We start from the raw sequence: 16,421 nt of genomic DNA, 5'->3' as shown, positions 1-16,421 counted from the left end.
GGGGCCGTCGGCCTGCCCGGCGGCAGAGAACGACAGCCCGCCCACCCGACGCGGCGGCACACGAAGGCGTCGGCTCAGAAGCGGTGCTGGCGCACCCACTCGTGCATGACGATCGCGCCGGCGGCCGAGGCGTTGATGCTGCGGGTCGACCCGAACTGCGAGATCTCGATGACGGCGTCGGCCGCGGCGATCGACTCGGGGCTGAGCCCCGGCCCCTCCTGCCCGAAGAGCAGCACGCACCGCTCGGGCAGGGCGTAGGTCTCGATCGGCACCGACCCCTCGACGTTGTCGATCGCGAGGATCGGCAGGCCGACGCCCCGGGCCCACGCGACGAACGTGGCCACGTCGGGGTGGTGGACGACGTGCTGGTAGCGGTCGGTCACCATGGCGCCCCGCTTGTTCCAGCGACGACGCCCGACGATGTGCACGGTGTCGGCCGCGAAGGCGTTCGCGCTGCGGACGATCGAGCCGATGTTCATGTCGTGCTGCCAGTTCTCGACCGCGACGTGGAAGGGGTGCCGGTGCGAGTCGATGTCGGCGACGATCGCCTCCATCGTCCAGTACCGGTACCGGTCGATCACGTTGCGCCGGTCGCCCTCGCGCAGCAGGTCGAGGTCCCAGTGGTCGCCCTCGGGCCACGCGGCCTCACCGCCGGGCCAGGGCCCGACGCCGTGCTCGGGGTCGACGGTCGGCTCGGGCGGGTCGGTCGACTCGGTCGGGTCGGGGGCGCGGTCGTCGTCCTGGGGCACCCGACCAGGGTAGGCGTTCTCCACAGGCGCCACCCGCGCCTCCTCGGCTCGCAGAGCACCTCGCTAAGGTGACCGCATGGGTGCACGCGAAGACGTCGAATGCTGGCTGACCGACATGGACGGCGTGCTCGTGCACGAGAACCACGCGTTGCCCGGGGCCGCCGAGCTCATCCAGCAGTGGCAAGACGAAGGCACGCCCTACCTCGTGCTGACGAACAACTCGATCTTCACGCCGCGTGACCTCGCCGCCCGGCTGCGGGCCTCGGGCCTGCACGTGCCCGAAGAGCGCATCTGGACGAGCGCCATGGCGACGGCCGACTTCTGCCGGTCGCAGATGCCCGGCGGCTCGGCGTTCGTCATCGGCGAGGCCGGCATGACGACCGCCCTCCACGAGGCCGGGTTCATCATGACCGAGACCAACCCCGACTACGTCGTCGTCGGCGAGACCCGCAACTACTCGTTCGACTCGATCACCAAGGCCGTGCGGCTGATCCTCGGTGGTGCACGCTTCATCGTCACGAACCCCGACGCCACGGGCCCGAGCGCCGACGGCGTGCTGCCCGCCACCGGCGCGATCGCGGCGATGATCTCGAAGGCCACCAACAGAGACCCCTACGTCGTCGGCAAGCCCAACCCGATGATGTTCCGCTCGGCGATGAACCGCATCGGCGCCCACAGCGAGAACACCGCGATGATCGGCGACCGCATGGACACCGACATCATGGCGGGCATCGAGGCTGGCCTGCACACGATCCTCGTGATGACGGGCATCAGCGACCAGGCCGAGATCGACCGGTACCCGTTCCGCCCGAACGAGATCCTCGCGGGCGTGCACGAACTCGTGCGCAGCGAACCGGTCGAGTCCGACGTGGTGCCGTCCGAGGCCTGACCCCGCGACGCGGTCGGCACCCCGTGGGGTGCCGTGACGACCAGGAGGCGCGGGTCGCGTCGGGCGCTCAGCCCGCGGCCGTGGTCGCGACGAGGCTGGTCGTCAGCGCCTCGCCGCCGCTGCGGTTGACGAAGCACGAGTAGGTGCGGTCGCCCGCCGCCCACGCGTCGGCGTCGGCGGGGTAGCTCGCGAGCAGCTGGACGTCGGGGTAGGCCGCCGCGGCCTGCCGGTCGAGGGCGTCCGAGCCCGTGCAGAGCAGGTTCATCTGGCTCTGCAGCACGTCGGCACCCGGGTAGGCGTCGCCGTCGAGGGTGCCCAGGCGCGTCAGCTGAGCGACGTGCGGCTGGGCGCAGTCGGCGACCTCGTAGTCCTGCTGCCAGGCCGACTCGAACGCCGAGAAGCACTCGCCGCCCTGCAGGTCGGTGTACGAGTGGGTGCCCGCCGCGAGCGGGCCGGCGGGGGCGACCTCGGCGGCCGGCTCGGCCGGGGCGGCGGTCACCGTGCGCGCGGCGGTGGGGGCGGAGGCCGCGGACGGGTCGGTCGTCAGGTCGTCGGTGGAGGCGAAGAGCGACCTCGAGATGAAGAACAGGGCGACGAGCAGCAGCACGATGACGAGCGCGGCGCCGACGGCGACCAGGACCTTGTGCTGACCGACCCAGTCGGCGAGACCCGACCCTCGGGCAGGACGCGCGGCGGGCACGTCGGCCGGCCGCGTCTGCGGGACGAACACGCCGGCACTGCCGACCTCGCGCCGAGGCCGCTCGGGCGTCGGCCAGGCGGCGGCGCGCTGACCGGAGGTGCCGGGCTCGGAGCCCGCGACCGACGCCGACAGGCCCGGCAGCACCTGGGTCGTGCCCTCGGCGTCGGGGCGGTCGTCGACCGCGGACCGAGGAGGCGCGAACAGCCCGGTCGCGGTCGTCACCTCGTCGCCGTCGTCGATGCCGTCGCCATCGTCGTCGATCTCGGTGAGGTCGTCGTCGTCGAGGTCGTGGACGGTGTGGTCCTGGGCGACGTCGTCATGGATCGCGCCCGCGTCGCCTGGAGCAGCGGCCACGTCGTCGGACACGGTGCCCGAGCTGGAGAGCGACCAGGCGCCCGCCGCCGGGGCGGCGTGCTGCGGCTCGGGATCGGGCTCGTCGGTCGCCTGCGGACGGCCAGCCCCGGGCGACACGACCCCGAGGATCTCGGTGAAGGTCGGTTCGCGGTCGGACGGCTCGACAGGGGCCTCGACGGCGTCGTCGCGGCCTGCGGAGGCATCGCTTGATCGACTCGTCTGCGGCACGGGCGACGGGCCGACGAGCGGGGGTGCACCCGTCGTTCCGGGCACCGCTCCCCCGGCGGCGGCTGCTGCGGCCGCTGCGGCCTCGGCCAGCCGGCGTTCACGGCGAGTCATCTCATGGTGTTCCTCGACCCACCACGGCGCGTCGGCGCCGGACGTCGAGTCGGTGGTCTCGGCGGGCGCCGAGTCGGTGGCCTCGGCGGGTGTCGCGTCGGCTGCGGCGGCCGTGGCTGCGTCGGGCTCCGCCCGCTCGACCTCGTCGCGCGAGGACCGGACCTCGGCGTCGGGCTGCGGCAAGACGGCAGTCCGCGGCTCGGTTTCGGGTGCCGACTCGGGTTCGGGTGCCGATTCCGGGTCGGCATCGGGCTCAGGCTCAGGCTCGGGCAGCGACTCGGGCTCGGGCTCGGGCTCGGGCTCGGGCTCGGGCTCGGGCAGAGCGTCCCAGTCGAAGGTCCGGGGTGAGGACGCCTCCGACCGTGGTGCCGAGATCAGGGCAGTGAAGGGCCCCGGCTCAGGCGTCCCGTCGGACTCGGGGTCGCGGTCCGACGCAGCCTCGCGATCCGACGCAGCCTCGCGGTCGGACACGGTCTCATGGCTGGACGCGGTCACACGGTCTGATGCGAACGCGGGGTCGGCGTCCGCGGGGTCGGCGGCCCCCTCGCCCTCGACGACCGCCGGCTCGTCCGGGACGGGCACCGACGACGGGGGCCGAGGCGGCTCGACCGCACCTCGCAGCGCACCCAGGTCGAGGGCCTGGGGGTGGCCGGAGGTCTTGGGTGGCGGCGAACCGGCCGGTGCCTCCGGCACGACGAAGGGCAGGGCCGTGGTCGACTCCGAAGCGTCACCGGACCGAGCGTCGCCGGACCGAGCGTCGTCGGCGCGGGGGTCGTCGGCGCGGGCGTCGTCCGCCGAACGGAACTCGGGCATGTCCGCGACGGGGATCGCCTCGGTCGGCGGCAGGTCGTCGCCGCGGGCGTGGTCGTCGCCGCGAGCGGCGTCGTCGCCGCGAGCGGGTGCGTCGGTTACGGGGGCTGCGTCGCCGTCGCGACCCGCGCCTCCTTCGTCGTCGACGACGTCGTCGGCCGATCCGTCGAACTGCGCGGCCAGCCAGTCGCTGGCGTCGTCCGGCTCGCGGCCGGTGTCGCCCTCGTCGTCGCGCCGGTCGTCGGTCACGGCGTCAGCCCGAGGTCTTCCAGCCCGATGGCGGCGTAGTAGGGGTACCCCGCCGCCTCGATCACCTCTCGAGCACCGGTGCTGCGGTCGACGACCACGGCGACGGCGGCGATCTCGGCCCCGACGGCCTCGAGGGCCTTGGCGGCGGCGAGCGGCGAACCGCCCGTGGTCGAGGTGTCCTCGAGCACGACGACGCGCTTGCCGGCCAGGTCGGGGCCCTCGACCTGTTTGCCGCGACCGTGGTCCTTGGGCTCTTTGCGGACGACGAAGGCGTCGTAATCCTTGCCGAGCGCCACTCCCTGGTGCAGCACGGCCGCCGCGATGGGGTCGGCGCCCATCGTCAGGCCGCCCACGGCGAAGACGTCGGGGACCTCGGCGATCAGGTCGACCATGACCCGACCGATCAGCGGCGCGACCCGGTGGTCGAGGCTGACCTTGCGGAGGTCGATGTAGTACGTCGCCTTCTTGCCGCTGGTCAGGGTGAAGTCACCGTGGAAGACGGCCTCGGAGCCGATGTAGTCGATGAGCTGCGTTCGTGCGTCGGTCACGGTCACCCATGGTAGTTCAGGCGGCCTTGCGTGAGGTGGTGCAGCTCGGACCAGGCGCCCGGGGGCACGAAGAAGTCCTCGTAGCGCAGGACGCGACGCGTGGCCAGGGCCGCGAGGCGGGCGTCGACGGACGCCGACGACCGGCCGGGGTACCGCTCGATGTGCACGGGGTCGACCCCCGGCGTCCCCACGTACCGACTCGTGCGACGGTGTCCGTGCCCCTCCGGAACTCTGCATCTCTCATCCGACATGAGGACAGTCATACCCGCCTCTCGGGCAGAAGGGAAGGGTTTCGTTGCCCTTTGGGCAACGAAAGTGCCGGAAAGGGAGACCCGGAGACCCAGATCGCGACGGCCGCCGGGCCGGTACCGTGGAGGTCATGCGCGTCGCGACCTACAACGTCAACTCCGTCCGAGCCCGCGTCGGGCGCGTCGTCGACTGGCTCGTCCGCGAGGACGTCGACGTCGTGGGCCTGCAAGAGATCAAGTGCAAGCCCGAGCAGTTCCCGTACGACGCGTTCCGCGACGCCGGCTACGAGGTCGAACTGCACGGCCTCAGCCAGTGGAACGGCGTGGCGTTCGCCAGTCGCCTGCCGATGGAGGACGTCGAGATCACCTTCCCGTCGCAGCCGGGCTTCGCCAAGGGGGCCGAGGGGCCCGACCAACCGAAGGAGGCCCGCGCGATCGGCGTCACCGTCGAGGGCGTCCGCCTCTGGAGCCTCTACGTGCCCAACGGCCGTGAACTGGACGACCCGCACTACCACTACAAGCTCGACTGGCTCGCGAAGCTGGCCGACGAGACCGAGGGCTGGCTCGCCGCACGCCCCGACCAGCCCCTGGCCCTCATGGGCGACTGGAACGTCGCCCCGCTCGACACCGACGTGTGGGACGTGTCGGTCTTCGAGGGGCACACGCACGTGAGCCAGCCCGAGCGCGACGCCTTCTTCCGGTTCGACGAGGTCGGGCTGACCGACGTCGTCCGCTCCCGCCTGCCCGAGGGCTACACCTACTGGGACTACAAGCAGCTGCGCTTCCCGAAGAACGAGGGCATGCGGATCGACTTCGTGCTCGGGTCGAAGCCGTTCGACGACCTCGTCACGTCGGTGGCCATCCACCGCGACGAGCGCAAGGGCGACGCCCCGAGCGACCACGTGCCGGTCGTGGTCGACCTCGACCTCGAGACCGAGCTCGACGACGACCGCCCGATGATCTTCTGACCTGCGGAGCCCGGCACCGGCGGATGTGCCGCGGGCCAGGCCGGCAGGGCGTGCCACGACGTCAGGCCGACAGGTCGTGCCGCGGCCTCAGGCCAGCAGGGCCGCCACGAGCACGAGGACGGGCACCGAGAGGATCGTCGTCGCCAGCACGGTGTCACGCGCGACGACGACGCCCGTGCGGTACCGCTGCGCGTAGTTGAAGACGTTCTGCGCCGACGGCAGCCCGGCCAGCACGACGGCCACGAACAACTCGTCGCGGTCGAAGTCGAAGACGAAGGCCCCGAGCAGCCAGGCCGTCACCGGCATGACGACGAGCTTCAGCACGACCGCCACGGCGATGTCGGCGCGCCCATGCCCCGCCTGGAACGGCTTCGACCCGTGCAGCGACATGCCGAACGAGAGCAGCACGACCGGCACGGCAGCGCCGCCGACGAGTGCGAACGGCTCCATCACCGCGGCGGGGATCTCGAGCCCGGTGACCGCCACGACGACCCCGAGGGCCGAGCCGATCAGCAGCGGGTTGGTGAACGGTCGGGCGATGGTGCGACCGAGGCTGCTGCCCCGGTTCGTGACGGTGTCCATCACCGCCAGGACGACCGGGGTCAGCACCAGCAGCTGGTACAGCAGCACGGGTGCGACGAAGGTCGCGCTGCCCAGCACGTAGGTGGCCACCGGCAGGCCGATGTTGTTCGCGTTGACGTACGCGCCGCCCATCGTGCCGATCGTCGTCTCGGCCGTGCCGCGCTTGAACACGAACCGGAGCACCACGACCGAGATCACGGCGGCCACCAACGACGCCAGGGCCGACACCACCAGGAGGCGCGAGAACAGCACGTGGACGTCGGCCTGCGAGATCGTCGAGAACAGCAGGCAGGGCGTGAGGACGAAGAACACGAGCCTCGAGAGCACCTGGTGCCCCGAGGCGCCGAGCAGGTCGATGCGGCCCACGACGTAGCCCGTCGCGATCACCACCCCGATGATCGCGAACCCGATCAGCACTCCACCCATGGCGTCCATCCTGTCCCATCGCGGCCCGGCCACCGAGCCGGGTCGGCCCGGACGCAGGTCGGCCGGCCGGCCGCCGGTCGGGCCGGCCGCGGGTCGGGCCGGCCGCGGGTCGGGCCGGCCGCGGGTCGGCCCGCGGCTCAGGCCTGCGCCGACTCCAACGCCGGACGCAGGACGTCGATGACGCGGCTCACCTCGTCGTCGGTGAGGACCGAGCCGCTCGGCAGGGTGAGCCCGTGGTCGAAGAGCCGGTCGGCAGCCCCCGTCACGAGACGGCCCGCACCGGCGAAGACCGGCTGGCGGTGCAGGGGCTTCCAGAGGCGACGCGTCTCGATGTCGGCGTCGGCCAGGGCTCGACCGACCTCGTGGACCAGCTCGGCGTCGTCGAAGACGAGCGAGGTCAACCACGCGTTGTCGGTCTCGTCACGGCCGTCGTGCAGCACGGCGACGCCGTCGACGTCACGGACGAGGTCGACGTACCGCCGACGGACGGCGTGACGCCGGGCGATCATCTCGTCGAGGCGGGTGAGCTGGGCCCGCCCCAGGGCGGCGAGCACGTCGCTGAGCCGGTAGTTGTAGCCGATCTCGGCGTGCTCGTAATGGGCGACGGGCAGCCTGGCCTGCCAGGCCAGGTTGCGGGCGTGGTCGGCGAGCTCGACGTCGTCGGTCAGCAGCATGCCCCCGCCCGACGTCGTCATGATCTTGTTGCCGTTGAACGAGACCGCCGAGGCCCGGCCGAACGACCCGGCCGCCCGACCGCCGGCGGTGGCGCCGAGCGACTCGGCACTGTCGCAGAGCACCGGCACCCCGTGTCGGTCGGCGACCGCCTGTATCCGGTCGAGGTCGGCGACCTGACCGTAGATGTCGACCGGCAGGACGGCCGAGACGCGATGACCCCGGGCCGAGAGGCCGGTGAGGGCCTCGTCGAGCAGATCGGGGCACAGGTTGCCGGTGATCGGGTCGCAGTCGACGAAGAAGGGCCGGGCCCCGGCGTGCACGACGGCGTTCGCGGTCGCCACGAAGGTGAAGGTCGACGTGACGACCGTCGTGCCGGGCCCGACGCCGATGCCCCGCAGGCCGAGGTGCAGCGCGGCGGTGCCCGACGAGACGGCGACACCCGCGGCGACCCCGACCCGGGCGGCGACCTCGCGCTCGAAGGCGGCGGTCTCGGGCCCGACGGGGGCGACCCAGCCCGACCGCATCACCCGGTCGACGGCGTCGCGTTCGAGGTCGCCCACGTCGGGGGCGGAGAGGTTGATGCGAGTGGTCATGGGGCTCCCTGCTTCATCGGTGCACCTGACATGTTACACGTGACGCACATCAGAGTAAATGTCACGACCCGACCTCGTCGTGGTCGCCCTCGTCCCGGGGGACGGTGCCGGGCGAGCCGGGAGGAGCCCGGCGAGCCGAGGCGGCAAGATGGCCTGGTGCCCCGCCTCCACGACCCCGCCGCCCACACGTTCGCCAGCGACAACTACGCCGGGGCGCACCCCGAGGTGCTGCAGGCGATCGTCGACGCCGCGGGCGGGCACGTCGGCTCGTACGGCGCCGACCCCTACACGAGCCGCCTCGCCGAGGTCGTCGTCGACACCTTCGGCGAGGGCGCCTCGATCGACCCCGTGCTGACCGGCACGGGCGCCAACGTGGCCGCCCTGCAGGCGCTCACCCCCCGGTGGGCGGCGGTGGTCTGCGCGACGACGGCGCACGTCTACACGGACGAGGGCGGCGCCCCCGAACGACTCGGCGGCATCAAGCTGCTGACCGTGGCGACCCCGGACGGCAAGCTCACGCCCGAGCTCGTCGACCGGCAGGCCCACGGCCGGGGCGACCAGCAGCGACCGCAGCCGCTGGCCGTGACCATCACGCAGAGCACCGAGCTCGGCACGGTCTACACCCCGGGCGAGATCCGGGCGATCACCGACCACGCGCACTCCCTGGGCATGCGAGTGCACCTCGACGGCGCCCGCCTGGCGAACGCGGCCGCCTCGCTCGGGGTGTCGCTGCGTGCGCTGACGCGCGACGCCGGGGTCGACTCGGTCTCGTTCGGCGGCACGAAGAACGGCCTCGTGCTCGGCGAGTCGGTCGTGACCTTCACCGAGGAGGCGCGGGCCGGCCTGGTCTACCTCCGCAAGATGGACGCGCAGCTGGCCTCGAAGATGCGCTTCGTCTCGGCGCAGTTCCTCGCGATGTTCGACGGCGACCTGTGGCGGCGCTCCGCGACCCAGGCGAACGCGATGGCCACCCGACTGGCCGCGGGCCTCGCCGAGCTGCCGGGCGTGACGATCACGCAGGCGGTCGACGCCAACGCCGTCTTCGTCGTGCTGCCGCCGGCGGTCGTCGAGCCGATGCGGGAGGCGCACCACTTCTACGACTGGAACCGCGCCACCGGCGAGGTGCGACTGATGTGCTCGTTCGACACCCGCGACGAACACGTCGACCGCTTCGTCGACGATCTGCGAGCGATGCTCGCCTGACCGCCGGACACGCACCTCGCGCCCGCACCCCGCACCCCGCGGCCTGGCAGTCCGATGCCGGCGGGCCGGGAATCCCGCACGGCGAGCGCGGGTTGACCCGTGCGGCGGCCCGACGACGCGCCTCCTCGTCCCGTCCCCGTCCCCCTCGAAAGCAGTCACGATGTCGATCTCCGAGACCACCGCCCCCTCCACCCGCCGCACCGCCGAGACGCGCGTGCCGCTCGTTCCCCTGCTCGACGAGCGCTGGAGCCCCCGCTCGTTCGACGCGACCGCCACGATCAGCGACAGCCAGCTCGACGCCCTGCTCGAGGCCGCCCGCTGGGCCCCCTCCGCGTCGAACCAGCAGCCCCGCCGCTTCGTCGTGGCCCGCCGCGGCACCCCCGACTTCGACACGCTCGTCGGCGCGCTCGTCGGCTTCAACGCCGCCTGGGCCGACAAGGCCTCGGCCCTGATCGTCGGCATCGCCGAGACCTCGACGGTCGAGGGCGAGACCCGCCCGTTCGCCCGCTACGACCTCGGCCAGGCCATCGCCCACCTGACCGTCCAGGCCCACGCCGAGGGGTTCCACACCCACCAGATGGCGGGCGTCGACTTCGACGTCGTCCGCGCCGCCTTCGAGCTGACCGACAACCTCGAGCCCGTCACGGTGACGGCCGTCGGCGTGGTCGACGAGGCCGACAAGCTGGCCGAGGCGCTGGCCGAGCGCGAGGTCGCCGAGCGCACCCGCCTCCCCCTCGACGAGCTGGTGCTCCGCCGCAGCTGACCGGTGACGGCGGCGGGTCGACCCGACCCGCCGCCGCGCTCAGCGCACGACGACCCGCAGGCCGCCGCTCTCGCGAGGCCGCACCTCGACCGACCACCCGTGTGCCCGGGCGATCGACGCCACGATCGCGAGCCCGAGACCGCTGTGCGGGGCGGCCGGTGCGCTGACGCAGCGACGGTCGTCGCCGTCGGCGCGGACGAACGGCCGCGTGAGGGTCGCCGCGACCTCGTCGGACACCCGCCGCCCGGTGTTCTCGACGACGAGCACCGCGTCGGGCTCGGCGGACACCCGCACCCATCCACCGGGCTCGTTGTACTCGACGGCGTTGGCGACGAGGTTGCGCACGAGCTGCTGCAGGAGCACCTCGTCGGCCTCGACGGTCGTGCCGGCGGCGACCTCGACGCGCACGTGCACCAAGGAGGCGCGGGCCGCGTCCGCGAGCCCCGTCGCCACGCGCCCGGTCACCTCGGCCAGGTCGACGGCCGACCCCGCGGCCGCCAACCCCCGGTCGGCCGTGGCGAGGGCCAGCAGGCTCTCGACGAGGTGCTCGCTGCGTCGGTTCACCTCGAGCAGTTGGTCGCGGACGGCCGCGACGTCGGCCGTGTCGGGGTCGTCGAGCCCGATCTGCAGAGCCGCCCGTTGCACGGCCAGCGGGGTGCGCAACTCGTGCGAGGCGTACGCCACGAAGCGACGCTGGGCCTCGAACGAGGCCTCGAGCCGGTCGAGCAGGTCGTCGATCGTGTCGGCGACCCGGGCGATCTCGTCGCGCGGACCCGCCAGCGCGATGCGCTCGTGCAGCGTGGTGGCCGTGACCCGGCGGGTCGTGGCGACGACCTCGTCGAGCGGCCCGAGCATTCGCCGACTGAGCAGCAGCCCGACGCCGCCGGCCGCCAGCGCGGCGACCCCCGTGCCGACGACCGACCAGAGCACCTGCTGGCGTCGGGCGACGTCGGTGACGTCGCGGATCACCGACACGGCGGCCAGGCCCGCCGGTGCGGACCGACACGGCGTGCCCTCGCAGCGCGTGGGCACCACGGGCTCGAACTCGTCGCCGGTGGCGGGCGCAGACGTCCCCCCGGACTCGGGCGACGTCGCCTCGAACACGGCGCCGCTCAGCACCTCGTCCTCGACGACCGCGACCGAGCCGGCCACCCCCTGCGTCGTGGCCCACGCCACCCCGGCCAGCACGAGGGCGCAGAGACCGGCCGTGACGAGCGCGAAGGTCACGGCGACGCGCAGCCCGATGGGCCAGCGCCCCCTGCCGACGAACGCGAGGCGCGGGAGGCGAGCGAGGCGCGTCACAGTCGGTACCCGCGCCCCGGCAGCGTCGCGATCGGGTCGGGCGAGCCGAGCTTGCGCCGCAGCTTGCTGACCGTGACCCGGACGGCGTTCGTGAACGGGTCGATGTTGGCGTCCCAGACCTTCTCCAGCAGCTCCTCGGCACTGACCACGCGACCGTCGGCCGCGAGCAGCGCCTCGAGCACCATGAGCTCCTTCGTCGAGAGCCCGAGGTCGACGCCGCCCCGGGTGGCCTCGTGCCGTGCCACGTCGACGACGATGTCGCCCGACCGCAGCACCGGGCGGGTGGCCGCACCCGCCCGGCGTCCGAGCGCCCGCACGCGGGCCACCAGTTCGGGGTAGTCGAACGGCTTGGCCAGGTAGTCGTCGGCCCCGAGTTCGAGGCCGGCCACCCGCTCGGTGAGGTCGCCGGCCGCGGTGAGCATGAGGATGCGCGTGCCGTCACCGCGCTCGGCCACGCGACGCGCGACGGCGTCACCGTGCAGGCCCGGCAGGTCGCGGTCGAGCACGACGACGTCGTAGTCGTTCACCGCGAGCATCTCGTCGGCGTCGTCGCCGCGGTAGGCGACGTCGACCGCCATCGCCCGACGGCTCAGCCCCGCGACGACGAGGTCGGCCAGGGCCCTCTCGTCGTCCACCACCAGTACCCGCATGCTTCCTCCTGCCGTCGTCGAACGTGACGATTCTACATATCAGAGTGTGACACCTCGTGTTTCGTGGACATAACCGGCGGAGGCACGGTCGCGAAACACCCGGTCGGCTGCACTGGGAGCACTCCTGAGACGAAAGGACTCCCATGACCTCCCTGCCCCTCCTCCACCGCCGCCGCGTCGCCGCCCTCGTCGGCGCGACGCTGCTGATCCCCGCGCTCCTGTCGGCGTGCTCGTCGGCTCCCGACGGGCCGACCCCCGTCGGCTCGAGCGCCGCCCCCGCGTCGAGCGACGCGGCCCGCGTCGGCCAGTGCGTCCGCGACGCCGGCTACGACGTCGAGGACGACGGCTTCTCGACCCCGGGCTCGTTCCGGCAGCCCGCGGGGCTCTCCGCCGACCAGCTCGACGCGTACACCGAGACCATCGCCGACTGTGCCTCGGGGACCTCGCTCGCGCCTCCGTCGCGGTCCGGCGGCGGCGGCCAAGGCTTCGACCAGCAGCTGCTCGACCTGACGGCCTGCCTGCGCGACGCCGGGTTCAGCGACGTCGAGGACCCGGTCGACGGCGTCTGGCGACCCGACCCGAGCCACCAGGGCGACCCCGCCTACGAGGCGGCCACCACCACCTGCCAGGCCGAGGTCGGCCTGAAGGGCTGACGCCCGCCCCCTCCCCTGCCGTCCCCCACCACTGAGAGAGAACGACATGACCACCCACGCCACCACCGTCCGACGCACCGGGTTCCGCACCGCCGTCGCTGCGCTCGCCCTGCTGACCCCCGCCCTGCTGGCCGGGTGCGCCTCGGGGCCCGACACCGCCTCGGGAGGCGCCGACACCTCGGCGGCCGACGCCCGCAGCGCCTCCGCCCAACTCGGCTCGTGCCTGCGGGACGCCGGCTTCGACGTCGACGACCCCGACCTCAGCGAGGTCGTCGTCATCGCCGCCCCGAAGGGAAGCGACCCCGACGCCTACGAGAAGGCCTTCTCGACCTGCGCCGCCACGCTGCCCGGCGAGTTCGGCGAGATCGGCCAGGCTCCCGACGCCGACGAGGCCGCCGCCCTCCAGAAGTCCGGCCTGAAGGTCGCGCAGTGCGTCCGCGACAAGGGGTTCAGCGACTTCGCCGACCCGGTCGGCGGCGAGTTCGCGCCGGGGCGCACCGGCCCCGAGGGCGAGGCCGAGGCCCTCGCCTTCGACGCCTGCTGGACGGAGTTCGGCCCCGACGCGTCCGGTGACGACGAATGAGGCGCACGTCCGCGCGCTGGTGGACGGCCGTGGCCGTCGTGACCACCTGCGGCGCCGCACTGACGGGGTGCTCTCTCGTGTCGGGTGCCGACGCCTCGACGCCCGCCGCCGACAGCACACAGGCCTCGACGAACCGGCAGACCACGCCGGTCGTCGAGGGCGACCTCGTCGACAGCAAGCGCGTGCCCGGCAGCCTCGGCTACGGCACCCCCGTGCCGCTGACCGCCGTCGGCAGCGGCACGGTCACCTGGCTGCCGGGCTTCGGCGACACGATCGGCCGCGACGGCACCCTCTACTCGGTCGACGAGGTGACCGTGCGGTCGATGCACGGCACGGTGCCCCTCTGGCGCACCCTCGAGCAGGGCCTCCGCGGCGCCGACGTCGACCAGTTGAAGGACAACCTCCGCGCCCTCGGCTACGACGTCGCCGACGACGACCGGTTCGACGACCGCACCCGCCGAGCGGTCGCGCGCTGGCAGAAGGACCGCGACCGCCCGCAGACCGGCACGCTCGGCACGTCCGACGTCGCGTTCGTGCCCGGCGACATCCGGGTCGGCGACCTGACGGGGCTCGTCGGCGCTCCGGCGGGCGAGGCGGTCTACGGCTACACCGCCACCACCCTCGTCGCCACGGCAACGGTCCAGCCCATCGACCTCGTGCGGTTCCCGTCCGGAGGTGCGGTGCAGGTGTCCCTGCCCGATGGCTCGCAGGTGCCGGGCACCGTCCAGTCCGTGGGCGGTCCGCCCTCGGACGACGAGGGCTCGGGCTCGGGCGGCGACGCCGACACGACCCCCGTGGTGGTCCGCCTCGACGCCGAGCTTCCCGAGGGCGTCTCGGCGACGAGCACCGTCGACCTGGTCGTCGCGGGCACGACCCGCGAGGGCGTCCTGTCGGTGCCGGTCACGGCGCTCCTGGCCGGGTCGGGTGGCGGTGCCGCGGAGGACGGCTCGGCCGAGGGCGACGCCGGTTCGACCGGCGACGACTACGTGGTCGAGGTCGTCCAGCCCGACGGCACCACACGAGAGGTCCCGGTCACGACGGGGTTCTTCGCCGACGGCCGGGTCGAGGTCACGGGCGAGGGCATCGCCGAGGGCACCGAGGTCGTGGTGCCGTCGTGAGCGCGTCGGTGACCGTGGGCGACGGGGTCGACGCGACCCGCGCCTCCTCGGCGGGCCCGCTCGTGCCAGGCGACGACGTCGTCCTCGAGCTGCGGGGCGTGACCAAGCGGTACGGCGACCTGGCGGCACTCGACGGGGCGGACCTGACCGTGCGGCGCGGCGAGTTCGTCGCCGTCGTCGGGCCCAGCGGCTCGGGCAAGTCGACGATGCTCAACGTGATGGGCACGCTCGACCGCCCCACCGAGGGCTCGGTGCGGGTCGCCGGGCACGAGGTCGGCGACCTGTCGGACGACGACGTGTCGCGGCTCCGGGCCGACCACATCGGCTTCGTCTTCCAGCACTTCCACCTGTCCGCGGGCGCGACGGCGACCGAGAACGTCGCCGACGGCCTGCTCTACTGCGGCGTGCCCCGGCGCGAGCGGTCCGCCCGGGCCCGCGTGGCGCTCGAGGCGGTCGGCCTCGGGCACCGGCTCACGCACCGTCCGCACGAGCTCTCTGGCGGTGAGAAGCAGCGCGTCGCCATCGCCCGGGCGATCGTCGGCGAGCCGACCCTGTTGCTGGCCGACGAGCCGACCGGTGCGCTCGACTCGACCTCGGGGTCGGCCGTGCTCGGGCTGCTGCACGAGCTCAACGCCGGGGGCACGACGATCGTCGTCATCACGCACGACCTCGCCCTGGCGGCCTCGCTGCCCCGGCGGGTGCACGTGCGCGACGGCGTGGTGGGGGCTCCTCCGCCCGTCGCGAGCCCAGGAGGCGCGGCGCGGCGACCCGAGCGGGTCGCCTCGTGAGCGCCCCCGCTCCCCGGCCACGCCGCACGGGCCGGGTCTCACCTCGTGACCTGCTCGGCCTCGGCGTGTTCGGCCTGCGGACGCGACCGACGCGGGTGGTGCTGTCGGCCCTCGGCATCGCCATCGGCATCGCGGCGATGATCGCCGTGGTGGGCATCTCGTCGTCGAGTCAGGCCGCCCTCGACCGGGTGCTGTCCGGCCTCGGCACGAACCTGCTGCAGGTGCAGCCGGGCACGTCGGTCACGGGTGAGGACGTGCCGCTGCCGGTCGACGCCGTCAGCGTGCTCGACCGTCGCACGGACGTCGACGAGGTCGGTGCCGTCGGCCGGATCGCGGGCCAGAAGGTGTACCGCAACGACCACGTGCCCACCGGGGCGTCGGGCGGCATCTCGCTCGACGCCGTGCAGGGCGACCTGGCGTCGGTGCTCAAGGCGGACCTCGTCTCGGGCACCTGGTTCGGGGCGGCGGCGGGCGAGCTGCCGCAGGTCGTGCTCGGCTCGACGGCGGCCGCGACCCTCGGCATCGACGAGGTCGGCCCCACGACGCGCATCTGGATCGGGGGGCGCTGGGTCGCGGTCGTCGGCATCGTCGCCCCGCTGCAGCTCGCACCCGACCTCGACAACTCGGCCTTCGTCCCGGCCGCGGGTGCCGACGCGGCGTTCGGGTTCACGGGCCACCCCACGCAGGTGTTCGCACGCGCCGACCCGGCGCACGTGGCAGGCGTGCGCGACGTCCTCGCCCGGCAGGTCAACCCGGCCGAACCGAGCGGCGTCTCGGTCGGTCGCCCCTCGGACGCCCTGGCCGCCCAGCAGGCGACCGAGGAGTCGTTCACCGGCCTGCTGCTGGGCATCGGCGGGGTCGCGCTGCTCGTCGGCGGCATCGGGGTGGCGAACACGATGGTGATCACCGTGCTCGAACGCCGGGCCGAGGTCGGCGTGCGACGCGCGCTCGGGGCACGGCGGCGACACATCCGCGACCAGTTCTTGGTCGAGTCGCTGCTGCTGTCGCTGCTCGGCGGGACGACGGGCGTCGTGATCGGCGCCGGGGTCACGGCCGCGTTCGCGGTGTCGCAGGGCTGGCCCGTCGTCGTCCCGGCCTGGGCCGTGGGCGGTGGGCTCGCCGCGACCGTCGTGATCGGCGGACTGAGCGGGCTCTACCCCGCCTCGCGCGCAGCGCGCATCCCGCCGACCTCGGCCCTCGCGGCGGTCTGAGCCGTCGGGCCAGGAGGGCC

General features: G+C 73.6%; 17 protein-coding genes. 9 read left to right on the top strand and 8 right to left on the bottom strand.

Going from position 1 to position 16,421, the window contains the following annotated elements; genetic code table 11:
* Positions 1 to 74: 74 nt before the first annotated feature.
* Positions 75 to 749: an RNA methyltransferase gene (locus tag ASG05_RS11555; RefSeq protein ID WP_056260940.1), complete on the bottom strand. Its 675-nt coding sequence runs from the start codon at positions 747 to 749 to the stop codon at positions 75 to 77.
* Between the two features lie 76 nt (positions 750 to 825).
* Here ASG05_RS11555 and ASG05_RS11550 point away from each other — a divergent pair, with 76 nt between their 5' ends.
* A complete protein-coding gene (locus ASG05_RS11550; protein ID WP_056260654.1) occupies positions 826 to 1,638 on the top strand; it encodes an HAD-IIA family hydrolase in 813 nt (270 codons plus the stop codon).
* A gap of 67 nt (positions 1,639 to 1,705) precedes the next feature.
* Here the strand turns inward: ASG05_RS11550 and ASG05_RS16410 are convergent, their stop codons facing one another.
* Genes ASG05_RS16410 through ASG05_RS16405 form a run of 3 tightly spaced genes read right to left on the bottom strand, consistent with a single transcriptional unit; the run spans position 1,706 to position 4,805 of the window.
* Entirely contained in the window at positions 1,706 to 4,090 is a 2,385-nt protein-coding gene (locus tag ASG05_RS16410; RefSeq protein WP_056260652.1) for a septum formation family protein, read from the bottom strand.
* Entirely contained in the window at positions 4,087 to 4,644 is a 558-nt protein-coding gene (gene pyrE / locus ASG05_RS11540) for an orotate phosphoribosyltransferase (protein WP_056260650.1), read from the bottom strand. The genes ASG05_RS16410 and pyrE overlap by 4 nt, the downstream gene beginning before the upstream one ends.
* Positions 4,641 to 4,805 (bottom strand): hypothetical protein, encoded by a 165-nt coding sequence (locus tag ASG05_RS16405; protein ID WP_157490200.1) that lies wholly within the window; start codon positions 4,803 to 4,805, stop codon positions 4,641 to 4,643. Before ASG05_RS16405 ends, pyrE begins: the two co-directional genes overlap by 4 nt.
* 212 nt (positions 4,806 to 5,017) lie before the next feature.
* Between ASG05_RS16405 and ASG05_RS11535 the strand changes: the two genes are divergently transcribed.
* Complete coding sequence (locus tag ASG05_RS11535) at positions 5,018 to 5,854, top strand: exodeoxyribonuclease III (RefSeq protein WP_056260938.1); 837 nt, start codon at positions 5,018 to 5,020, stop codon at positions 5,852 to 5,854.
* An 87-nt stretch (positions 5,855 to 5,941) separates the two neighbouring features.
* Here ASG05_RS11535 and ASG05_RS11530 read toward each other — a convergent pair whose 3' ends face one another.
* Both ASG05_RS11530 and ASG05_RS11525 read right to left on the bottom strand, forming a co-directional pair.
* Complete coding sequence (locus tag ASG05_RS11530; protein ID WP_056260935.1) at positions 5,942 to 6,862, bottom strand: AEC family transporter; 921 nt, start codon at positions 6,860 to 6,862, stop codon at positions 5,942 to 5,944.
* Between the two features lie 137 nt (positions 6,863 to 6,999).
* Positions 7,000 to 8,130, bottom strand: a complete 1,131-nt coding sequence (locus tag ASG05_RS11525; protein ID WP_056260647.1) for a DegT/DnrJ/EryC1/StrS aminotransferase family protein — start codon at positions 8,128 to 8,130, stop codon at positions 7,000 to 7,002.
* A 156-nt stretch (positions 8,131 to 8,286) separates the two neighbouring features.
* Here ASG05_RS11525 and ASG05_RS11520 point away from each other — a divergent pair, with 156 nt between their 5' ends.
* Together ASG05_RS11520 and ASG05_RS11515 are read left to right on the top strand one after the other, a co-directional pair.
* Complete coding sequence (locus ASG05_RS11520; RefSeq protein ID WP_056260644.1) at positions 8,287 to 9,333, top strand: low specificity L-threonine aldolase; 1,047 nt, start codon at positions 8,287 to 8,289, stop codon at positions 9,331 to 9,333.
* Positions 9,334 to 9,493: 160 nt separating this feature from the next.
* Positions 9,494 to 10,096: a nitroreductase family protein gene (locus tag ASG05_RS11515; RefSeq protein WP_056260643.1), complete on the top strand. Its 603-nt coding sequence runs from the start codon at positions 9,494 to 9,496 to the stop codon at positions 10,094 to 10,096.
* A gap of 39 nt (positions 10,097 to 10,135) precedes the next feature.
* Here the strand turns inward: ASG05_RS11515 and ASG05_RS11510 are convergent, their stop codons facing one another.
* Together ASG05_RS11510 and ASG05_RS11505 are read right to left on the bottom strand one after the other, a co-directional pair.
* Positions 10,136 to 11,398 (bottom strand): HAMP domain-containing sensor histidine kinase, encoded by a 1,263-nt coding sequence (locus ASG05_RS11510; protein WP_056260641.1) that lies wholly within the window; start codon positions 11,396 to 11,398, stop codon positions 10,136 to 10,138.
* Positions 11,395 to 12,048 (bottom strand): response regulator transcription factor, encoded by a 654-nt coding sequence (locus ASG05_RS11505; protein ID WP_056260640.1) that lies wholly within the window; start codon positions 12,046 to 12,048, stop codon positions 11,395 to 11,397. The genes ASG05_RS11510 and ASG05_RS11505 overlap by 4 nt, the downstream gene beginning before the upstream one ends.
* 143 nt (positions 12,049 to 12,191) lie before the next feature.
* Between ASG05_RS11505 and ASG05_RS11500 the strand changes: the two genes are divergently transcribed.
* From ASG05_RS11500 to ASG05_RS11480, 5 genes are all read left to right on the top strand, one after another.
* On the top strand, positions 12,192 to 12,701 hold the full coding sequence (locus tag ASG05_RS11500) for a hypothetical protein (RefSeq protein WP_056260638.1): 510 nt from the start codon (positions 12,192 to 12,194) through the stop codon (positions 12,699 to 12,701).
* Positions 12,702 to 12,747: 46 nt separating this feature from the next.
* Positions 12,748 to 13,284, top strand: coding sequence for a hypothetical protein (locus tag ASG05_RS11495; RefSeq protein ID WP_056260636.1), 537 nt, complete (start codon positions 12,748 to 12,750; stop codon positions 13,282 to 13,284).
* A complete protein-coding gene (locus tag ASG05_RS11490; protein ID WP_056260634.1) occupies positions 13,281 to 14,402 on the top strand; it encodes a peptidoglycan-binding protein in 1,122 nt (373 codons plus the stop codon). Before ASG05_RS11495 ends, ASG05_RS11490 begins: the two co-directional genes overlap by 4 nt.
* 62 nt (positions 14,403 to 14,464) lie before the next feature.
* Positions 14,465 to 15,190, top strand: a complete 726-nt coding sequence (locus ASG05_RS11485) for an ABC transporter ATP-binding protein (protein WP_056260933.1) — start codon at positions 14,465 to 14,467, stop codon at positions 15,188 to 15,190.
* A complete protein-coding gene (locus ASG05_RS11480) occupies positions 15,187 to 16,401 on the top strand; it encodes an ABC transporter permease (protein ID WP_056260632.1) in 1,215 nt (404 codons plus the stop codon). The genes ASG05_RS11485 and ASG05_RS11480 overlap by 4 nt, the downstream gene beginning before the upstream one ends.
* The last annotated feature ends 20 nt before the right edge of the window (positions 16,402 to 16,421 follow it).

Origin of the sequence: Frigoribacterium sp. Leaf186 (genome assembly GCF_001423905.1) — a bacterium.
Taxonomy (GTDB): Bacteria; Actinomycetota; Actinomycetes; order Actinomycetales; family Microbacteriaceae; genus Frigoribacterium.
The sequence above is the reverse complement of the archived record's forward strand: the minus strand, read 5'-3'. Positions and strand labels throughout refer to the sequence as shown.